A 16,497-nucleotide genomic window follows, 5' to 3' on the forward strand; every position below is an offset into this window, starting at 1 on the left:
GGCGCACGACCCGGCGGCCGCACCGTTGGAACGATGCTCGCAAGTCGGTCGCGTCCGGCCGGTCCGCGACGCGCGGTGATCAGCTTCCGGTCGCGACAGGGCGTTTCGGGTCGTTCGACCACTGCGACCAGGAACCCGGGTACAGCGCCGCGTCGATGCCGACGACGGCCAGCGCCGCCACCTGGTGGGCCGCGGTGACGCCGGAGCCGCAGTAGACCGCGACGGGTTCGGCGGTGAATCCGGCGAAGCGGTCGCGCAGTTCTGCGGGGGCGCGGAAGCGGCCGTTGGCGTCCAGGTTTTCGGCGGTGGGGGCGCTGATGGCGCCGGGGATGTGACCGGCCCTCGGGTCGATCGGCTCGATCTCGCCGCGGTAGCGCTCGCCCGCGCGGGCGTCGAGCAGCACGCCGCGCCAGCGGGCGGCCGCGTCGGCGTCGATGACCTGCAGGTGGCCCGGGCTCAGGTCGACATCGCCGGGTTCGGGGTCGGGCTCGGTGCCGGTGGCGAGTTCGCCGCCCGCGTTCGTCCAGCCGGGGAGTCCGCCGTCGAGGATCCGCACGTCGGCGATGCCAGCCCAGCGCAGCAGCCACCAGGCGCGGGCGGCCGCCATGCCGCCGGTCGCGTCGTAGACGACCACCGGATCGCCGTTGCGAATGCCCCAGCTGCGCGCGCACTTGGCCAGCTGCGCGATGTCGGGCAGCGGGTGCCTGCCGCGCGTGGGCGACGGCGGCGCGGACAGCTCGGTTTCCATATCGACGAACACCGCGCCAGGGATGTGGCCATCGAGATAGTGTTGCGGCCCGTCCGGGTCACCCAGCGACCATCGGACGTCCAGCAGGCGAACCTGCTTGTCCGACAACGCTTCCCGAAGCTCCACCGGTGAGATCAGTACCGCGCTCAACCCAGCTCCTAGTCCAGTAATCGCACCTTCGCGCACCGAATACACACCACAGTACGCACCTGAACAGGGCAATGTGACTGCACCCCAGCGCTACTCGCCGGTAAGGGCGATCGGACCACCGGGGCGCCCCGACGTGGTCACAGCCGTTCGTCAATTCGGTCCAGTTTCGGCCGACTGGCCCGTGACGAGCAGTCCAGTCGCGGGCAGGATCGCCACAATGTCGAACGTTTCCCCGGCCATCGAGGCCCCCGCCGAGCAGGACAACGGGCCGGAATCCACCGTTGTCCCCGAGGTCGGCCTCGGGCAGCCGATCGGTGCCGGTGTTGTCACCGCGCTGGTGGGTTTCACCAGTTCGTTCGCCGTGGTGCTCAGCGGGCTCGCGGCGGTCGGCGCGAACTCGGCACAGGCGGCCTCGGGACTGCTCGCGCTGTGCGTGACGCAGGCGATCGGCATGCTGCTGCTCAGTTACCGATATCGGATGCCGATCACGCTGGCCTGGTCGACACCCGGCGCCGCGCTGCTCGCGAGCACCGGCGCGGTGGTCGGCGGCTGGCCCGCCGCGGTCGGCGCGTTCGCGATCGCCGGGGTGTTGATCGTCATCACCGGCCTGTGGCAGCGGCTCGGCAAGCTGGTCGCCGCGATTCCGGTGGAGATCGCGCAGGCCATGCTGGCCGGGGTGCTGCTGCCACTGTGCCTGGCGCCGGTGAAGGCGGTGCAGTCCAGTCCGGCGGTGGTGATTCCGGTGATCCTGGTGTGGCTGGTATTGCAGCGGGTGGCCAAGCGCTGGGCGGTGATCGCGGCGTTCGGCACGGCGGCCATCGGGTCGGGCATCAGTATTGCCGTGCAGCATAAGCATCTCGACGTCGCCGCGATGGTGCCGTCGGTGGAACTGACACTGCCGCACTGGAATTGGCAGGCGATGATCGGCGTGGCGATACCGCTCTACATCGTCACCATGGCGTCGCAGAACATTCCGGGCACCGCGGTCATGAAATCCTTTGGCTACCAAGTCCCGTGGCGGGCCGCGATGACCGTCACCGGTATCGGCACCATCGTCGGCGCCGCGGCGGGCGGCCACGCGATCAACCTGGCCGCGATCAGCGCCGCGCTCTCGGCGGCCCCCTCGGCCCACCCCGACCCGAAGAAACGCTGGGTCGCCACCTTCACCTCCGGCGTCGGCTACCTGGTGCTCACCCTCGGCTCGGCGGCCGTCGTCACGCTCATCGCCACCGCACCGAGGGGAGTCCTGGAAACCGTTGCGGGCCTTGCCCTTCTCGCCACCCTCGCCGCCGCCCTGACCGGAGCGCTCGGCTCCGAGAAGCACCGCGAAGCAGGCATCGTCACCTTCCTGATCGCCGCGTCCGGCGTGGGTTTCCTCGGCGTCGGCGCCGCCTTCTGGGCCCTCATCGCAGGGCTGGTGGTCCGCAAGGTACTGACACTGCGCGACTGACCTCAGGCGGGAGCCGGGGCGGGGTGTGGGGCCGCGGTCGGCTGCTCGGTTGCCTGCAGCGCAGAACCGCCTCGGGCGAGCACGCCAAGCTTGGTGTGATTGAAAACCAGGTTGAGGGTGAAAGCTGTTGTCGCACCTAGCGTTATGCCGCTGGTGAGCAAGATCTGCGCCGAGGACGGGAAGTGGACGAACATATCCTTCGCCATGACCGGCAGCAGGCCGACGCCGAGGGCGGTGGCGACGATGGTGGCGTTGACCCGGTCCGCGAGGTCCGCTTTGCGCAGGGTGTCGACGCCGACGACGGCGATCGTGGCGAACAGCACCAGCCCGACGCCGCCGACCACCGGCTGGGGTACCGCCGCGACGACGGCACCGAAGCGCGGCAGCACCCCGAGCACCACCAGGATGGCCCCGCTGGTGGCCGTGACATAGCGGCTGTAGACGCGGGTCGCGGCGACGGCGCCGACATTCTGATTGAAGATCGTGTCGATGAACGCGGTGAACACCCCGCCGAGCACGCCGGAGAGCCCGTCGCCGACCAGTCCGCGCGCCAAATCGCCCTTGCTGATGGGCTTTCCGGTGATCTCGCTGATCGCGAGCATGCTCGCCGTCGACTCGGCGAACACGACCGCCATCACCACACTCATCGCGACAACGCCGGTGATCGGAAACTCCGGCGCGCCGAAATGGAACGGCTTCGGCAGGCCGACCCAGGCGGTCCCGGCGATGCCGTCAGTGTCGATCAGGCCCATCGGGATGGCGATGACAATGCCGACCACCAGCCCGATCAACACGCCGAGCTGAGCGACCATGCCGCGCCCGAGACACATGAACCCGACCGCGATCAGGAAGACAACGGCGGCGAGGCCGATATGGGACGGCGCGGCGAAGTCGGCCGCCTTCGGGTCGCTGCCGATGATCAGCCCGCCCGCCACCCCGATCAGCGAGACCCCGACCACGGTCAGCACGGTCCCGGTGACCAGCGGCGAGAAGAAACGCACCATTCGAGCGAACGGCAATGCCAGCGCGACACCGACCACACCGCCGATCATCATCGACCCGTAGACCGCGGGGAGCCCGTACTCCTTGGCGATCAGGATCATCGGGTCGAGTCCGATAAAGGTGGCCCCGCAGATGATCGGCAGCCGCGCACCGGCGAGCCTGGCCAACCCGAGGCTCTGCACCAGCGTGATCACCCCCGCGATCAGCAGGTCCGCGCTGATCAGCAGGCCGACGGTGCCCCGGTCCAGGCCAGCGGCCGCCCCGAACACCAGCGGCACCGTGACGCACCCGGTGTACATGATCAGAACGTGCTGGATGCCGAAGGTGAGCTGCCGCCCGAACGGCAACCTGGTATCGACGGTATGCGCTGCCTCTGCCATACCTACAGAACTAGTCGGTCTTCTTTACATCGAGCGTTCCGGATGTTTCCCCCGCGTGACATCACACCTATATCGCTCAGCTCAGCAGGGCGGCTTGGAAGCGGCGCATGCCGTCGAGCCAGCGGTCGTAGTCGGTGCCCTTGTAGCGGTACATCTTCAGTACCTCGGGGTGCGGCAGGATCAGGAAGTGCTCGGCTTCGATACCGGCAACGACGATCTCGGCCACCTGGTCCGGCGAGAGCACCACGCCCGCCGTCTTCACGGCCTTCACCGCGAGTTCGGCCTCGGCGGAATGCTCCGGCGGGACCAAGCCGCCGTTGAGCAGTTGTGTGTCCACCCCCATCGGGCACACGCAGCTCACTCGAATGCCCTTGTCCCCGTAGGTAACCGACAGCCACTCGGCGAACCCGACGGCGGCGTGTTTGGAAACCGCGTACGGCGCGGACCCGAGCTGAGTGAGCAGGCCGGCCGCCGACGCGGTGGACACGAAATAGCCGGTCCCGCGCGTCAGCCAGTCGGGCACCAACAGCCGCGCGGCCCGAACATGGGCCAGCACATTGACATCCAGCGCCGCCGCCCACTGCGCATCGGTACTGTCGAGCCCGGCGCCACCGCCGATGCCCGCGTTCGCGAAATAGAGGTCTACCGGACCGAATTCGGACTGCGCGCGATCGATCAGCCCGCGGATCACCTGCTCGTCCGCGACGTCGCCGCCGACCGCAACCGCTGCGGCACCGAGGGATTCGGCGACCCGGGTCGCTCCGTCGACATCGAGGTCGGCGAGCAGCACGCGCGCCCCGTCGGCGACCAGCCTGCGGGCCAGTGCCGCACCGATTCCCGCGCCGGCCCCCGTGACGATCGCAACCTTGCCCGAAATCTCCATTCCCGCACCCTAATGCGGCCACACCGGCCCGTCGCCGAGAATTCGGCAACCGCAACTCTCAGTTGCCGCGCGATAGTCGCTCGAGCAGCGGCGCGGTGCGCGGCCCGACCAGCTCGCGCATCACAAGCGCCATGTTGGTGCGCTCCACGCCGGGAATCTTCAATATCTGCCCGGCGATTCGATACAGATCGTCGGCGTCCCTGGCGACCACCCGGACCGTCAGATCGGTGAGTCCGGTCATGCCGCACACCTCGGTCACCTCCGGCACCTCGGCGAGTTCGTCTACCACCGAATCCAATTGGTGCTGATCGACGACCACCGCGACGAACGCCGACAGCGGATACCCAAGCGCCCGCGGCTGCACCCTGCGTTCGAAGCTACCGAGCACCCCGCCCGCCTCCCAGCGCGACAGCCGAGCCTGCACGGTGTTGCGGGACAGCCCGAGCCTGGCGGCCAGCTCCACGCCGGTGGCTCTCGGGTTGGCGACCAGTTCCAGCAAAAGCCTGGCGTCGGTGGCGTCCAAGGTCACGTCGACGTTTTCTCTGGTCATGGGAGGCAGTATGACATTCACGAACAGGTAAGAATTGAGCATTCTGCGCATTCGCGTGTCGATCACTTGCGCACTTCGCATTATCGTGGATGCTGTGAGGTAGAGCACACCTGCATGGTGAGGAGGCGGACACCGATGCCAGACAAGGTCGAGTATCCGATTCAGCTGGTCCAGCCCGACGGGCGCCGCGTCCTCGATCGAGAGCACGCCGCGCTGGTCGCCGACGTCGGACCGGAGCAGCTACGCGGGCTATACGAGGACATGGTCGTCACCCGGCGGATCGACACCGAGGCGACCGCGTTGCAGCGGCAGGGCCAGCTAGGCCTGTGGGCCCCACTGCTCGGCCAGGAGGCGACCCAGGTCGGTTCCGCACGCGCCCTACATCCCGACGACTACGTGTTCTGCAGCTATCGCGAGGCCGCCGTCGCCTACTGCCGCGGCGTGCATCCCACCGAGCTCACCCGGCTGTGGCGCGGTGTCGCGCACTCCTGCTGGGACCCGAACGCGGTCAATATGACCAACCCGAACATCATCGTCGGCTCGCAGGGCTTGCACGCGACCGGCTACGCCTACGCCGCGCATCTGGACGGCGCCGAGATCGCGACCATCGCCTACTTCGGTGACGGCGCGAGCAGCCAGGGCGATATCGCCGAGGCACTTGGCTTCGCGGCGAGTTGGAGCGCGCCGGTGGTGTTCCTGTGCCAGAACAATCATTGGGCGATCAGCGAACCGGTACGGGTGCAGAGTCAAACCCCGATCGTGCGCCGCGCCTACGGCTACGGCATCCCCGGCGTGCAGGTCGACGGCAACGACGCGCTCGCGGTGCTCGCCGTGACCAGGCAGGCGGTGGCGCGCGCCCGCTCCGGCGGCGGCCCGTCGTTCATCGAGGCGCTCACCTATCGCATGGGTCCGCACACCACCGCCGACGATCCCACCCGCTACCGCTCGTCCGCCGAGACCGAGGAGTGGGCCCGGCGCGACCCGATCGACCGGCTACGCAGGCTGCTCGAGCGCGAGTCGCTGTTCGACTATCCGTTCCAGCGTCAGGTCGGCGAGCGCGCCGACGAGGTGGCCCGCCAGGTGCGCACCTCGACCATCGAGATGCCGAACCCCGTGCCGATGGACCTGTTCGAGCACGTCTACACCACCCCGCACGCGCTCATCACCGAGGAGCGCAGGGAGTACGCGGAGTACCTGGCTGGCGATCCCAGCGAGGCTGCCGCGCGACCGGAAGGAGTCCCTTCATGATCACCACTTTCGCGGGCGCGCTGAACACCGGACTGCGCCGCGCGCTGGAGGACGACCCCAAGGTCATTCTCATGGGCGAGGACATCGGTCGCCTCGGCGGCGTCTTCCGGGTGACCGACACCCTGCAGAAGGACTTCGGCAACAACCGGGTCGTCGACACCCCGCTCGCCGAATCCGGCATCATCGGCACAGCTTTCGGCATGGCGCTACGCGGATACCGGCCGGTGTGCGAGATCCAGTTCGACGGATTCGTCTATCCCGCCTTCGATCAGATCGTCTCGCATGTGGCCAAGATCCACTACCGGACACAGGGAAAGGTGAACGCGCCCCTCACGATTCGCATTCCGTTCGGCGGCGGAATCGGTTCGGTGGAACACCATTCGGAATCGCCGGAAGCCTACTTCGCGCACACCGCCGGACTGCGCGTGATGACGCCGAGCAATCCCGCCGACGCGTATCTGATGATCCGCCAGGCGATCGCGCTGGACGACCCGGTGATCTTCTTCGAACCCAAGCGGCGCTACTGGGACAAGGCCGACGTCGACTTCCTAGCGCTCGATCGCGACGGTGGGCTGCCGCTCGACCGCGCCAGGGTGTGCGCCACCGGCACCGACGCGACCGTCGTCGCCTATGGCGGCACCGTCGCTACCGCCCTCTCTGCCGCGAAAATCGCGGCGGAGGAAGGACATTCGCTCGAGGTGATCGATCTGCGCAGTCTTTCGCCGATCGATTTCGACACCATCGAGGCGTCGGTCGTCAAGACCGGCAGGCTGATCGTGACCCATGAGGCACCCGTTTTCGCTGGTCTCGGCGCGGAGATCGCCGCGCGGATCACTGAGCGATGCTTCTACCAGTTGGAGGCGCCGGTGCTGCGCGTCGGCGGATTCGACATCCCCTATCCCCCGGCTAAGCTCGAAAAGTTCCACCTGCCCGACCCCGACCGCATCCTCGCCGCGGTCGATCGAACGCTCGCCGCCTGACGCCGGTCCGCCGTAGTGAGAGGTGCCACCGTGGAAGATCGCGCCCTGCCGGGGAATGTCCTGGAATTCCGGCTGCCCGACCTCGGGGAAGGGCTGGCCGATGCCGAGTTAGTGTCCTGGTCGGTCGAGGTCGGCGACGCGGTGGAACTGAATCAGACGATCGCCGAGGTCGAGACGGCGAAGGCGGTGGTTGCGCTGCCGTCGCCGTTCGCCGGGCAGGTGGTGGAGTTGCTCGCGCGGCCCGGGGAGACCGTGCTGGTCGGGGCGCCGTTGATTCGGGTGCGGAACGAGGACGCGCAGGCCGGTCAGGAGAGCGCGGCGAATGGTGCCGAGGTGCCGGGTGATGCGCCCGGTGCCGGGCGTACCGCGGTGTTGGTGGGTTATGGGCCGGAGGGTGAGACGGTGTCGCGGCGGCGTCGGCCTGCTGCCGCATCTGTTGTCACGGAATCGGATTCGACACAGCGACCGGTCGTGGCGTCGGAGTCGGCGGACCGCGCTGCCCCAGACAACACTGAATCACCTGCCGTGCAATCGGTTTCAAAAGATACTGCGCGTACCCCCGAAGATGAAGCTAAAGAGGACTTCTCGCGCAACACCAGGTCCCCACTGACCACAACCAGAGCTGCCGCCACCCCCGCCGCCCGTAGGCTCGCCCGTGAGCTCGGCATCGATCTGTGGTTCGTCGCGGGCTCCGGTCCGGACGGTGCGGTCACCGTCGAGGACGTACGCGGCGCCGTCCCGGTCTCGCAACCGCGCACACTGGCGAGTCAGCCGCAGGCCGCACCCGCCACGACCGCACCGGCGGTCACCGACCCCGACGCCGGACTGATCCGCCCAGCGGCGCGCGAGGTCCGCACACCGGTCAGCGGTATCCGCAAGCGCACCGCGGCGGCCATGCTGGCCAGCGCCCGCACCATCCCGCAGGCGAGCACCTTCGTCACCCTCGACGTCACCGCGTCGATGGAGCTGCTCGACCATCTGCGCAGCACCAAATCCTTTGCCGGACTGACACTCACACCACTGGCACTGGTGGCGAAGTCGGCGCTGGCGGCACTGTCGGAGTTTCCGGAAATCAACACGTACTGGGACGAGGCGAATCAGGAGATCGTCACCAAGCACTACGTGAACCTCGGCATCGCCGTGGCCACCGATCGCGGACTCCTGGTGCCCAATGTCAAAGAGGCACAGTCGTTGAGCCTGCGCGACCTCACCCGCGAAATCGGCTGGCTGGCCGAAACCGCGCGATCCGGCGGCGCCAGCCCCACCGACCTGCGCGGCGGCACCTTCACCATCACCAACGTCGGCGTCTTCGGCGTAGACACCGGCGTGCCCCTGGTCAACCCCGGCGAGGCCGCAATCCTCTGCCTCGGCTCGATCCGCAAGCGCCCCTGGGTCTTCCGCGACGAACTCGCCATCCGCTGGGTCACCACCCTCGGCATCAGCTTCGACCACCGCATGATCGACGGCGAACTGGCCTCCCGCTTCCTGGCCACCACCGCCAGCCTCCTAGAAGACCCCCTAACCCTCCTCAGCCGCATCTAGCGATCCTCGATGATCTCCGGGGCGGTGGGCGGGTGGTCGAGGATGGTGTCAGGGTAGCCGCGGAGGAACTTGTCGAACATGGCGGCGACGTAGGTGCGGACCAGGGTGGTTGCACGATCGGCGGGGATGGGACCGATGTATAGCTTGGTTGCGGGGCGGGCCAATTCGGGGACGAGGGCTGGCATGTCGGTGAAGTCGTAGTGGGCCGAATCGCGCATCATCAGTTGGCGTTTCCAGCCGGTGGAGTGTTGCCAGAACGCGTCCAATGACGGCTTGGCGTCGCCGACCTCGGTGGCTTGCTGGCTGGTCAGCACCAGCACCGGACGGTCGACGCCTTCGGTGGCGGCGCGGCCGAAGTCCTCGTCGATGCCGATCTGGCCGTCGAGATCGATCGCGGCGTCGATGCGGCGGTCGTCGTGCATGGACTCGACCGCGGTGAATCCGCCGAGCGAGTGACCGACCATACCGATGTGGTCCATGTCGAGTGCGCGGTCGAGACCCGAGGGCAGGTCACGATGTTCGGCATCCGGATTCCCGCCGCGCGCCAGTCCGGTCAGCGAATCCAGAACGAGCTTGGTGTCGAGCATCCTGGCGTCCGCGTACCGGTGCCGGGTTTCCTTGTCGAAGGCCGGCATCGGCGCGAACTGGGCGAACCTGCCATCGGGAAACTCCACCATCGGCGCCTCGTAAGTGTGGTCGATGGTCACGACCACATAGCCTCTGCTGGCGAGATCCTCGGCCAGGCCGGTGCTCAACACTCGAGAGACCCCGGCTCCCGGGCTGAAGAGAAGCACCGGATATGCCGCCCCCTCGAGCGCCGGTGCACCGCTATACGAGTTGGTGAGCAGGCCGGGCAGCCCGATACCGAAGCGCTTCTCGAGTTCAGGGATCAACACGGTCGACGCGTAGTGTGCCCGCGGGTACTTGTCGATCTGAGCCGCCGGATAGAACACCGAGACCATCAGCTCACGGGCCCGCTCCGGCTTGAACGGATCCGGCCGCGCGGCATCGACCAGGTGCAGAGTCGTTGTGCCGACCGGGGATTGGCCGCCAGGCCGCGGAAGTACCGTCACCCCCACCGGCGAAGCGCCGGAGATACCAACACTTCCCGCCACTAACGCGGCGGCAGACAAGAACACAGCGAACAACCGACCGATCAACATTTCCCCCACGAGGTGAAGCCCGACCCGCGGCCACTCCCAGGCCGTCAGGCCGACGTTAGCAGCAAACCTGTTACGGCACTGGGTCAGTCGGTGACGAGGGTGGTGGCGGCGGTGCGGATGATCGCCGGGATCTCGACGGGTTTGCGGGTTTCGGCGTCTACGTAGACGTGCACGAAGGTGCCGGTGGCGGCCAGTTCCAGTTCGCCGTCGGCGTCGCGGAAGATGGCCAGGTCGTAGGTGATGCTGGAGCGGCCGAGGCGGGAGATGCGCAGGCCGACCTGGAGCTGGTCGGGGAAGCTGAGTGAGCCGACGTACTGGCATGCGGTCTGGGCGACCACGCCGAGTGCGGGCAGGTCGCGGATGTCGGTGCCGGTGGCGTGCATCAGCCACGCGTTGACCGCGGTGTCGAAGTACGAGTAGTACGTCACGTTGTTCACGTGCCCGTAGTGGTCGTTGTCCGCCCAGCGGGTCGGCATCGGCCAGAGCACCGGATACTGCTGCGTCACCCGGCCGACGATAGCTCAGCCGGTGTCGCGCCCTGGCGGTGGTCGCGCGGGCTGACCCCGAAGTGGCGTTTGAACGCGGTACTCAGGGCGAAGGCGCTGCCGTAACCGACCTGACGGGCGATGGCTTCGATGGTGGCGTCGGATTCGGCGAGCAGGTCGGCGGCCAGCGCGAGGCGCCATTCGGTGAGGAACGCCATCGGCGGCTCGCCGACCAGGTCGGTGAAGCGGCGGGCGAGCGCGGCCCGCGACACCCCGACCGCCTCGGCCAGGCTGGCCACCGTCCAGCCGTGCGCCGGATTGTGCTGCAGCAGCCGCAGCGCCTTGCCGACCAGCGGATCGCTGTAGGCGTGGTACCAGGCGGGCGCGTCGTTGCGCGCGAACCAGGCGCGCAGCGCGGCGATCAGCACCATGTCGAGCAGCCGGTCGAGCACGACACCCTGCGCTGGCTCGTCCTTGACGGCCTCGTCGACCAGGATGTCGAGCAGCCTGGTATCCAAGTCGCCGCGCTGCAGCACGATGACCGGCGGCAGGGCGCGCAGCAGGCGCTGGCTGGCCGCGCCCGCCGACTCGTAGGTTCCGTTCACCATCAAGGTCGCGCCATCGGCATCGGTGCCCCACTGACGAACGCCGAGACTCAGTGCCTCACAAAGAGTTTCGCCCTCGAGGGTCTTGGTCACATTGCCGGGGTCGATGACGATCTGCGGCGCGGTGGCCGGGTCGTCGGCGAGTGTGTAGTGGTCGGGCCCGCGGAAGATCGCGACATCGCCCTCGGCCAGCTGTCGCGGCGCGTTGTCGCCCATCATGATCCACGCGTCGCCGCGCACCATCGACACCACGGTGAGCGGCGCCTCGTCCTGAATCCGCAGCGACCACGGCGGTTTCAGCAACGAACACATCAGGAACGCGCCGCGGGCACGTGGACCTTCGAGCAGACTGGCGAGCACATCCACGCCCTCAACAGTAGACGATGGCGCATGGTTATGAGCCGCTGAACTATGTCTCGTCTCGGCTCCCGCCGATGTACTTGGACCATGACAAACAGCACCGCAACCAAGCACTGCACCCTCGTGACCGGCGGCACCGGCAAGACCGGCAGCCGTGTCGCCGCCAGGCTCGAGCAGGCGGGTCAGCCGATCCGGATCGGCTCGCGCTCGGCGCAGATCCCGTTCAGCTGGGCAGACCGCGACACCTGGCCGTCGGCGCTGGCCGATGTGCACGCCGTGTACGTCGCCTTCCAACCCGACCTCGCGGTGCCGGGCGCCCCCGAGACCCTGCGCGCGTTCACGACCGCGGCGAAGCAGAGCGGCGTGCGCAAGCTCGTGCTGCTGTCCGGCCGCGGCGAGCCGGAGGCGGCCGAGTGCGAGGAGATCGTGCGGAAATCCGGCCTCGACTGGACCATCGTGCGCTGCGGCTTCTTCGCGCAGAACTTCAGCGAGGGTGCGTTCACCGACTACATCCTGGCCGGGGAGGTCGCGCTGCCCAATGGTGATGTGCCGGAACCGTTCGTGCACGCCGACGACATCGCCGACGTGGCGGCGCTCGCACTCACCGAGGACCGGCATCGCGGCGAGGTATACGAACTGACCGGGCCGCGCGCGCTGACCTTCGCCGAGGCGGTCGCGGAGATCGCCGAGGCGACCGGGCGTGACATCGCCTTCATCCCGGTCTCGCGCACGGAATTCGTTGCGGCACTGACCGACTACCAGGTGCCCGCCGACGTGGTGAGCCTGCTCGACTACCTGTTCGGCACGATCTTGGACGGCAGGAATTCCAAGACCGCCGATGGCGTGCAACGCGCTTTGGGCCGGGAGCCAAAGGATTTCACCGAATACGCTCGCGAGACCGCCGCGACCGGAGTCTGGAACATTCAGGGCTAGTACGCGGTTGGAACAAGTAGAGGCTGTGCAGAGGACCCGTGGAGCCGGACCGCATCGGCGCGATCCGGCTTCCGGACCAGCGGGCCGAGGATGTCTCGCCCCGGATACCGCGAGGTCACGCTGGTCTCTTGCCGACATCGAGGGGGTGGGGCACCAGCCGAATTGTCATCGGTACCGTCGAGATGATGTTGACTCCGACGGCTGATCGATCAACCCGCGTTGCCAGGGCCGCCGTTTTCACGGTGTTCGGCCTGAATGGGTTTCTGCTTGCCATGTGGGTCGTGCACATTCCGCCGATCACCGATCGGACCGGTGTCGCGAAGCCGACGCTCGGGATGTTCATCCTGCTGATGGCCGGTGCGGGCATTGTCGGCATGCGCATCGCCGGGCCGCTCGCGGACCGGTTCGGCAGCCGGGCACTGGTCGGCACCGCCGCGGTCATCGCGTCGGTGGCGGTGATCGGGCCCGGCCTCGCCACCGGCCCGGTCACCCTGGCGATCGCGTTGGCCTGCTTCGGTTTCGGCAACGGCGCGCTGGACGTATCGATGAATACCCAAGCGGTGCACGTGGAACGCGCGTATAGGCGACCGATCATGGCGGCCTTCCACGCGCTGTTCTCCGGCGGTGGACTGCTCGGGTCACTGCTCGGCGCGGCGACACTGCGGGCCGGGTTGGACATTCGAATAACGTTGGGGCTGGCGGCAACCGGCTGCGTGGCATTGACCATCGCGGCCCTGCCGCGGCTGCTCCGCGACACCGAGTCGGCGCCAGCCGAGATCCCCGACCACGCGGCATCCGACCCGGCGCCGACCGACAAACGCGAGCACAGCCGAAAGGTATTGGCGCTGGCCGTGATCGCGTTCGCGGTGCTGCTCACCGAGGGAGTCGCCGGTGACTGGAGCACCCTGCAGATGCGCGAGCACCTCGGCGCCGACGCGGCCACCGCGGCACTGGCCTTCGGCGCCTTCTCGGTCGCCATGACCGCGGGTCGCCTCGCCACCGACCGGGTGAGCGGCGCGTTCGGCCGGGTCGCCGTCGTCCGCTACGGCATGCTGATCTCGGCGCTCGGCGTTGCCCTGATCATCGTGTCGGCCTGGATCCCACTGACCTTGCTCGGCTGGGCGCTGACCGGCCTCGGCCTGTCCGGCAGCGTCCCCCAGATCTTCACCGCCGCAGGCAATCTCGGCACCGGAAAGGCCGCGACCGACATGTCGCGCGTCTTCAGCTTCGGCTACCTCGGCCTGCTCGCCGGACCCGCGGTGATCGGCTGGCTCACCGCGCTGATCCCACTCACCACCGCGCTGGCCGTTCCGCTGATCGCGGTGCTGGTGTGCTGCCGCTATGCCGGCGTCGTCGCTCCGGCCCGCGCCGAATCGGCGTAGTCGCTAATTCGGTGGGACCAAGCACAATGTCATCGGCTCCGGTTTCGGATAGACGATGGTGCTGTCCGCGGTGTATTTCGCACCGCACGCGGACTTGTCCGCCGTGCCCTGAACGATTCGGCCGATCTTATAGTCGGCGGCCGCGGTGCACGGAACCTTCGTATCGGCACCGAGCGCACTGCCGCGCACGCAGTCGCCCTCCTTCACATTGAGACGAAGGCAGAGCGTGTATTCCTTGCCGCCGGTCTGGTAGTAACTGGTGTAGTCCTTGTTGGCACAGTCTTTGTTCGCGCCGCTGATCCGTTCCGCGACCACATAATTCGCCTCGGGATCGGAACATTCCTTGGTCGCGAATTCGGCCTTGACGGTGGTGCCGGAAAGCTTCGCGCACTCGCCGACGGCGACCTTGTCACCATCCGGGCGCAGCAGCAGGACCAGGCCGAAGACCAGGCCGATCGCGACGACGACGGCGATCGTGATGAAGATGGCTTTGCCTGGACCGCCGGACCGCCGCGGCGGGGGCGGTGCGAAGTTGCCGGGAAATCCGGGTGGACCGCCCGGCGGCGGAAAGCCATTGGGCGGCGGGAAACCGCCCGGCGAAAATCCGTTGTTCGGCGGCGGATAGCCGTAGCCCGGCGGTGGCGGAAACCCCTGCGGTCCCGGCGGCGGATACGCCGTCGGTCCGCCGTAGCCCGGTCCGCCAGGTTGTCCCGGATACGGATAGTTCGACGGTGGTGTCGTCATGGATTCCCCTCCCCAGGGTTTACGCAATTCCGCCGCGCACGGCGGCAGCCGAACCCACAGAATCTAGCCGATCGATCCGGATTCCGGGTGTTCGCCGATTGCGGACCGCGTCACAGGTAGAGCCCTGGATTGATGGGATCGGCCCGAACCGATTGGATCTTGGTGTCGCCGTCGCGCAGTGCGACCAGTTCCGCCAAGGTCGCGCCGTCGGGACAGGCGGCATCGGCCGGAGTATCGGCACGCCGCTCCCTGGCCAGCCAGTCCGCCGATTCGGCGGGCGACAACCGGCCGACCTCGAGCTGGGCCAGGCAGCGGCCCGGCCGGGTGACGGCGGGGTGCAGCCGGGACAGGTCCTCGTTGGTGGTGATCGCGACAAGGACATCCCTGCCCTGGCCGAGCATGCCGTCGGTCAGATTGAGCAGTCGCGAAAGACCCTGGCCCGCCGTCTCTTTCGCCTCGCCGCGGATCAGCTCGTCGCAGTCCTCCAGCACCAGCATGCGCCAGCGCTTGGCGTCGTCGTCATCGCCGTCGATGCCCGCCGCCACGTCCATCAGGTAGCCCGGCTTGCCGAACATCACCTCGGGGTCGAGCACACAGTCGAATTGGCACCACGGTGCCCACGCGCGTGCGAGAGCCCTTAGCGCGGTGGTCTTTCCGGTCCCAGGCGGTCCGTGCAGCAGCACGAGTCGGCCGCGCACCTCCGCCGCCGTCAACGCCATCAAACGATCCATGGCACCCGCGACCTCGCCGGGGTAGTTGCCGCGGATCGTCGGCCATTCCGGCGCCGAGATGGCGTGCCCCCTGCGCTGCGGCCCGTGACCACTCATGTGCCAGAAGCCCATCTCGATGGTCTCGCCGACCTCGGGCTGCGCGGCCGCGCCCTTGATCGACTCGGCGAGCACCGCGGCGGCCAGTTCGTCGGTCTCGGCGGTGACCTCGATCATCGCCGACCCGCCCGACCACCGGACGGCACGCAACGACCAGCCCTCGCCGACCACCAGCGTCGCGGTGCTGTCGTCTTCGCGCACCGAACGCACCACCCGGCCATGTCCGGGGCGCAGCGGCGCGTCCGGGTTGACCCGTTCGAACCGCGCGATGTGCGCATGGGGTTGATCACCGCGCAGGAACGGACTCACCGCGAGCGCATCGATCGCGTCGCGGCTCGAGTAGGCGGAATCCACGGTGACAGCCCACGGCAGCCGCTCGGCGAGATCGGCCGAGGGCGCACTCGGGTCGATCAACCGAAGAGGCTCATTACGTGTGGACACTCAGAGCATGATCAGGGCTACGGCCCCACCGTGTCCAGCAAATTAAATCGCGGACGATCATCTTCCCAGCTCCCGCATGCAGATCGTGGTCGGCTCCGGCATCGAATAGATAAGGGCCCACTGCGCTCTGGTGTCCCGTCCGCACAGCAACCGATCCGTGGTTCCCTGGACGATTTTGACTACCCGGTACCCGCGAACGTCGCAGGCCGTTTTCCGGCTGACCGAACCGGGCAGGTCCTCGAAGCACTCCCCTTCGGCGGCATTGACCGTCAGGCACAGCCGGTAGCCGTCCGGCCCGGCCCGCTTGTAGGAGGCGAAATCGCCGCCAGGACAGGAATCGGTGTCGTTGTTCACCCGCAGCGCCACCCGATAGTTGGCCTGCGGATCACCGCAATCCGCTTGTTCCACTTGGGCATCCGTGCTTGTGCCCGATACCTTCGCGCAGCTGCCCGCCGTGATCTGGTTCTCGATGGGCGCGGATTTCGTCTCGACCCGGAGGCCGACGACCAGACACACCACGACTCCGACAATGACGGTGACGATCTTCAGGATCCGGCCGACGCGCCGAGGTTTCTTGTCCGTGGTTATCCCCTTGACGCGCACTCCGCAGAATCTATCGCATCA

At 67.9% G+C, this 16,497-nt stretch carries 16 protein-coding genes; 6 read left to right on the forward strand and 10 right to left on the reverse strand.

The features are described from left to right. Positions 1-79 precede the first annotated feature (79 nt). Positions 80-886, reverse strand: a complete 807-nt coding sequence (locus OG203_RS19170) for a sulfurtransferase (protein ID WP_405167915.1) — start codon at positions 884-886, stop codon at positions 80-82. A gap of 229 nt (positions 887-1,115) precedes the next feature. On the opposite strand from OG203_RS19170, the gene OG203_RS19175 reads away from it, so the two are divergent. After that, a complete protein-coding gene (locus OG203_RS19175; RefSeq protein ID WP_405167017.1) occupies positions 1,116-2,348 on the forward strand; it encodes a benzoate/H(+) symporter BenE family transporter in 1,233 nt (410 codons plus the stop codon). Positions 2,349-2,350: 2 nt separating this feature from the next. On the opposite strand, the gene OG203_RS19180 is transcribed toward OG203_RS19175, so the two are convergent. The 3 genes from OG203_RS19180 to OG203_RS19190 form a co-directional block, all read right to left on the reverse strand. After that, positions 2,351-3,730 carry a uracil-xanthine permease family protein gene (locus OG203_RS19180; protein WP_405167018.1) on the reverse strand — a complete coding sequence of 460 codons (1,380 nt, stop codon included), beginning with the start codon at positions 3,728-3,730 and terminating at the stop codon, positions 2,351-2,353. A 76-nt stretch (positions 3,731-3,806) separates the two neighbouring features. After that, a complete protein-coding gene (locus OG203_RS19185; RefSeq protein WP_405167019.1) occupies positions 3,807-4,613 on the reverse strand; it encodes an SDR family oxidoreductase in 807 nt (268 codons plus the stop codon). A gap of 58 nt (positions 4,614-4,671) precedes the next feature. Then, on the reverse strand, positions 4,672-5,163 hold the full coding sequence (locus tag OG203_RS19190) for an Lrp/AsnC family transcriptional regulator (RefSeq protein ID WP_405167020.1): 492 nt from the start codon (positions 5,161-5,163) through the stop codon (positions 4,672-4,674). Positions 5,164-5,298: 135 nt separating this feature from the next. On the opposite strand from OG203_RS19190, the gene pdhA reads away from it, so the two are divergent. From pdhA to OG203_RS19205, 3 genes are read left to right on the forward strand one after another with little or no spacing between them, the layout of a single operon-like run. Beyond that, entirely contained in the window at positions 5,299-6,411 is a 1,113-nt protein-coding gene (gene pdhA, locus OG203_RS19195) for a pyruvate dehydrogenase (acetyl-transferring) E1 component subunit alpha (RefSeq protein WP_405167021.1), read from the forward strand. Continuing rightward, positions 6,408-7,391 (forward strand): alpha-ketoacid dehydrogenase subunit beta, encoded by a 984-nt coding sequence (locus OG203_RS19200; RefSeq protein WP_405167022.1) that lies wholly within the window; start codon positions 6,408-6,410, stop codon positions 7,389-7,391. The genes pdhA and OG203_RS19200 overlap by 4 nt, the downstream gene beginning before the upstream one ends. A gap of 30 nt (positions 7,392-7,421) precedes the next feature. Beyond that, positions 7,422-8,933 (forward strand): dihydrolipoamide acetyltransferase family protein, encoded by a 1,512-nt coding sequence (locus OG203_RS19205; RefSeq protein WP_405167023.1) that lies wholly within the window; start codon positions 7,422-7,424, stop codon positions 8,931-8,933. On the opposite strand, the gene OG203_RS19210 is transcribed toward OG203_RS19205, so the two are convergent. From OG203_RS19210 to OG203_RS19220, 3 genes are all read right to left on the reverse strand, one after another. Further along, entirely contained in the window at positions 8,930-10,006 is a 1,077-nt protein-coding gene (locus OG203_RS19210; protein WP_405167024.1) for an alpha/beta hydrolase family protein, read from the reverse strand. The two genes, OG203_RS19205 and OG203_RS19210, sit on opposite strands and share 4 nt — an antisense overlap. A gap of 173 nt (positions 10,007-10,179) precedes the next feature. After that, on the reverse strand, positions 10,180-10,572 hold the full coding sequence (locus OG203_RS19215) for an acyl-CoA thioesterase (RefSeq protein ID WP_405167916.1): 393 nt from the start codon (positions 10,570-10,572) through the stop codon (positions 10,180-10,182). Between the two features lie 26 nt (positions 10,573-10,598). After that, entirely contained in the window at positions 10,599-11,552 is a 954-nt protein-coding gene (locus OG203_RS19220; RefSeq protein ID WP_405167025.1) for an AraC family transcriptional regulator, read from the reverse strand. A gap of 81 nt (positions 11,553-11,633) precedes the next feature. Between OG203_RS19220 and OG203_RS19225 the strand changes: the two genes are divergently transcribed. Together OG203_RS19225 and OG203_RS19230 are read left to right on the forward strand one after the other, a co-directional pair. Beyond that, a complete protein-coding gene (locus tag OG203_RS19225) occupies positions 11,634-12,479 on the forward strand; it encodes an SDR family oxidoreductase (protein ID WP_405167026.1) in 846 nt (281 codons plus the stop codon). A gap of 185 nt (positions 12,480-12,664) precedes the next feature. Further along, positions 12,665-13,861 (forward strand): MFS transporter, encoded by a 1,197-nt coding sequence (locus OG203_RS19230; protein WP_405167027.1) that lies wholly within the window; start codon positions 12,665-12,667, stop codon positions 13,859-13,861. Positions 13,862-13,864: 3 nt separating this feature from the next. Here OG203_RS19230 and OG203_RS19235 read toward each other — a convergent pair whose 3' ends face one another. The 3 genes from OG203_RS19235 to OG203_RS19245 all read right to left on the reverse strand — a co-directional run bounded on the left by OG203_RS19235 (position 13,865) and on the right by OG203_RS19245 (position 16,476). After that, positions 13,865-14,605 carry a hypothetical protein gene (locus tag OG203_RS19235; RefSeq protein WP_405167028.1) on the reverse strand — a complete coding sequence of 247 codons (741 nt, stop codon included), beginning with the start codon at positions 14,603-14,605 and terminating at the stop codon, positions 13,865-13,867. A gap of 110 nt (positions 14,606-14,715) precedes the next feature. Then, positions 14,716-15,873: a DUF5925 domain-containing protein gene (locus OG203_RS19240; protein ID WP_405167029.1), complete on the reverse strand. Its 1,158-nt coding sequence runs from the start codon at positions 15,871-15,873 to the stop codon at positions 14,716-14,718. A gap of 57 nt (positions 15,874-15,930) precedes the next feature. Beyond that, positions 15,931-16,476 (reverse strand): hypothetical protein, encoded by a 546-nt coding sequence (locus tag OG203_RS19245; protein ID WP_405167030.1) that lies wholly within the window; start codon positions 16,474-16,476, stop codon positions 15,931-15,933. Between the last annotated feature and the right edge of the window lie 21 nt (positions 16,477-16,497).

The organism is Nocardia sp. NBC_01499, assembly GCF_045040275.1.
Classification (GTDB): Bacteria; Actinomycetota; Actinomycetes; order Mycobacteriales; family Mycobacteriaceae; genus Nocardia.

Coding starts and splice junctions, on each gene's coding strand:
- OG203_RS19180 (WP_405167018.1), bottom strand. CDS start 3,730: ATGGCAGAGGCAGCGCATACCGTCGATACCAGGTTGCCGTTCGGGCGG.
- OG203_RS19235 (WP_405167028.1), bottom strand. CDS start 14,605: ATGACGACACCACCGTCGAACTATCCGTATCCGGGACAACCTGGCGGA.
- OG203_RS19230 (WP_405167027.1), top strand. CDS start 12,665: ATGTTGACTCCGACGGCTGATCGATCAACCCGCGTTGCCAGGGCCGCC.
- OG203_RS19225 (WP_405167026.1), top strand. CDS start 11,634: ATGACAAACAGCACCGCAACCAAGCACTGCACCCTCGTGACCGGCGGC.
- OG203_RS19200 (WP_405167022.1), top strand. CDS start 6,408: ATGATCACCACTTTCGCGGGCGCGCTGAACACCGGACTGCGCCGCGCG.
- OG203_RS19215 (WP_405167916.1), bottom strand. CDS start 10,572: ATGCCGACCCGCTGGGCGGACAACGACCACTACGGGCACGTGAACAAC.
- OG203_RS19175 (WP_405167017.1), top strand. CDS start 1,116: ATGTCGAACGTTTCCCCGGCCATCGAGGCCCCCGCCGAGCAGGACAAC.
- pdhA (WP_405167021.1), top strand. CDS start 5,299: ATGCCAGACAAGGTCGAGTATCCGATTCAGCTGGTCCAGCCCGACGGG.
- OG203_RS19185 (WP_405167019.1), bottom strand. CDS start 4,613: ATGGAGATTTCGGGCAAGGTTGCGATCGTCACGGGGGCCGGCGCGGGA.
- OG203_RS19190 (WP_405167020.1), bottom strand. CDS start 5,163: ATGACCAGAGAAAACGTCGACGTGACCTTGGACGCCACCGACGCCAGG.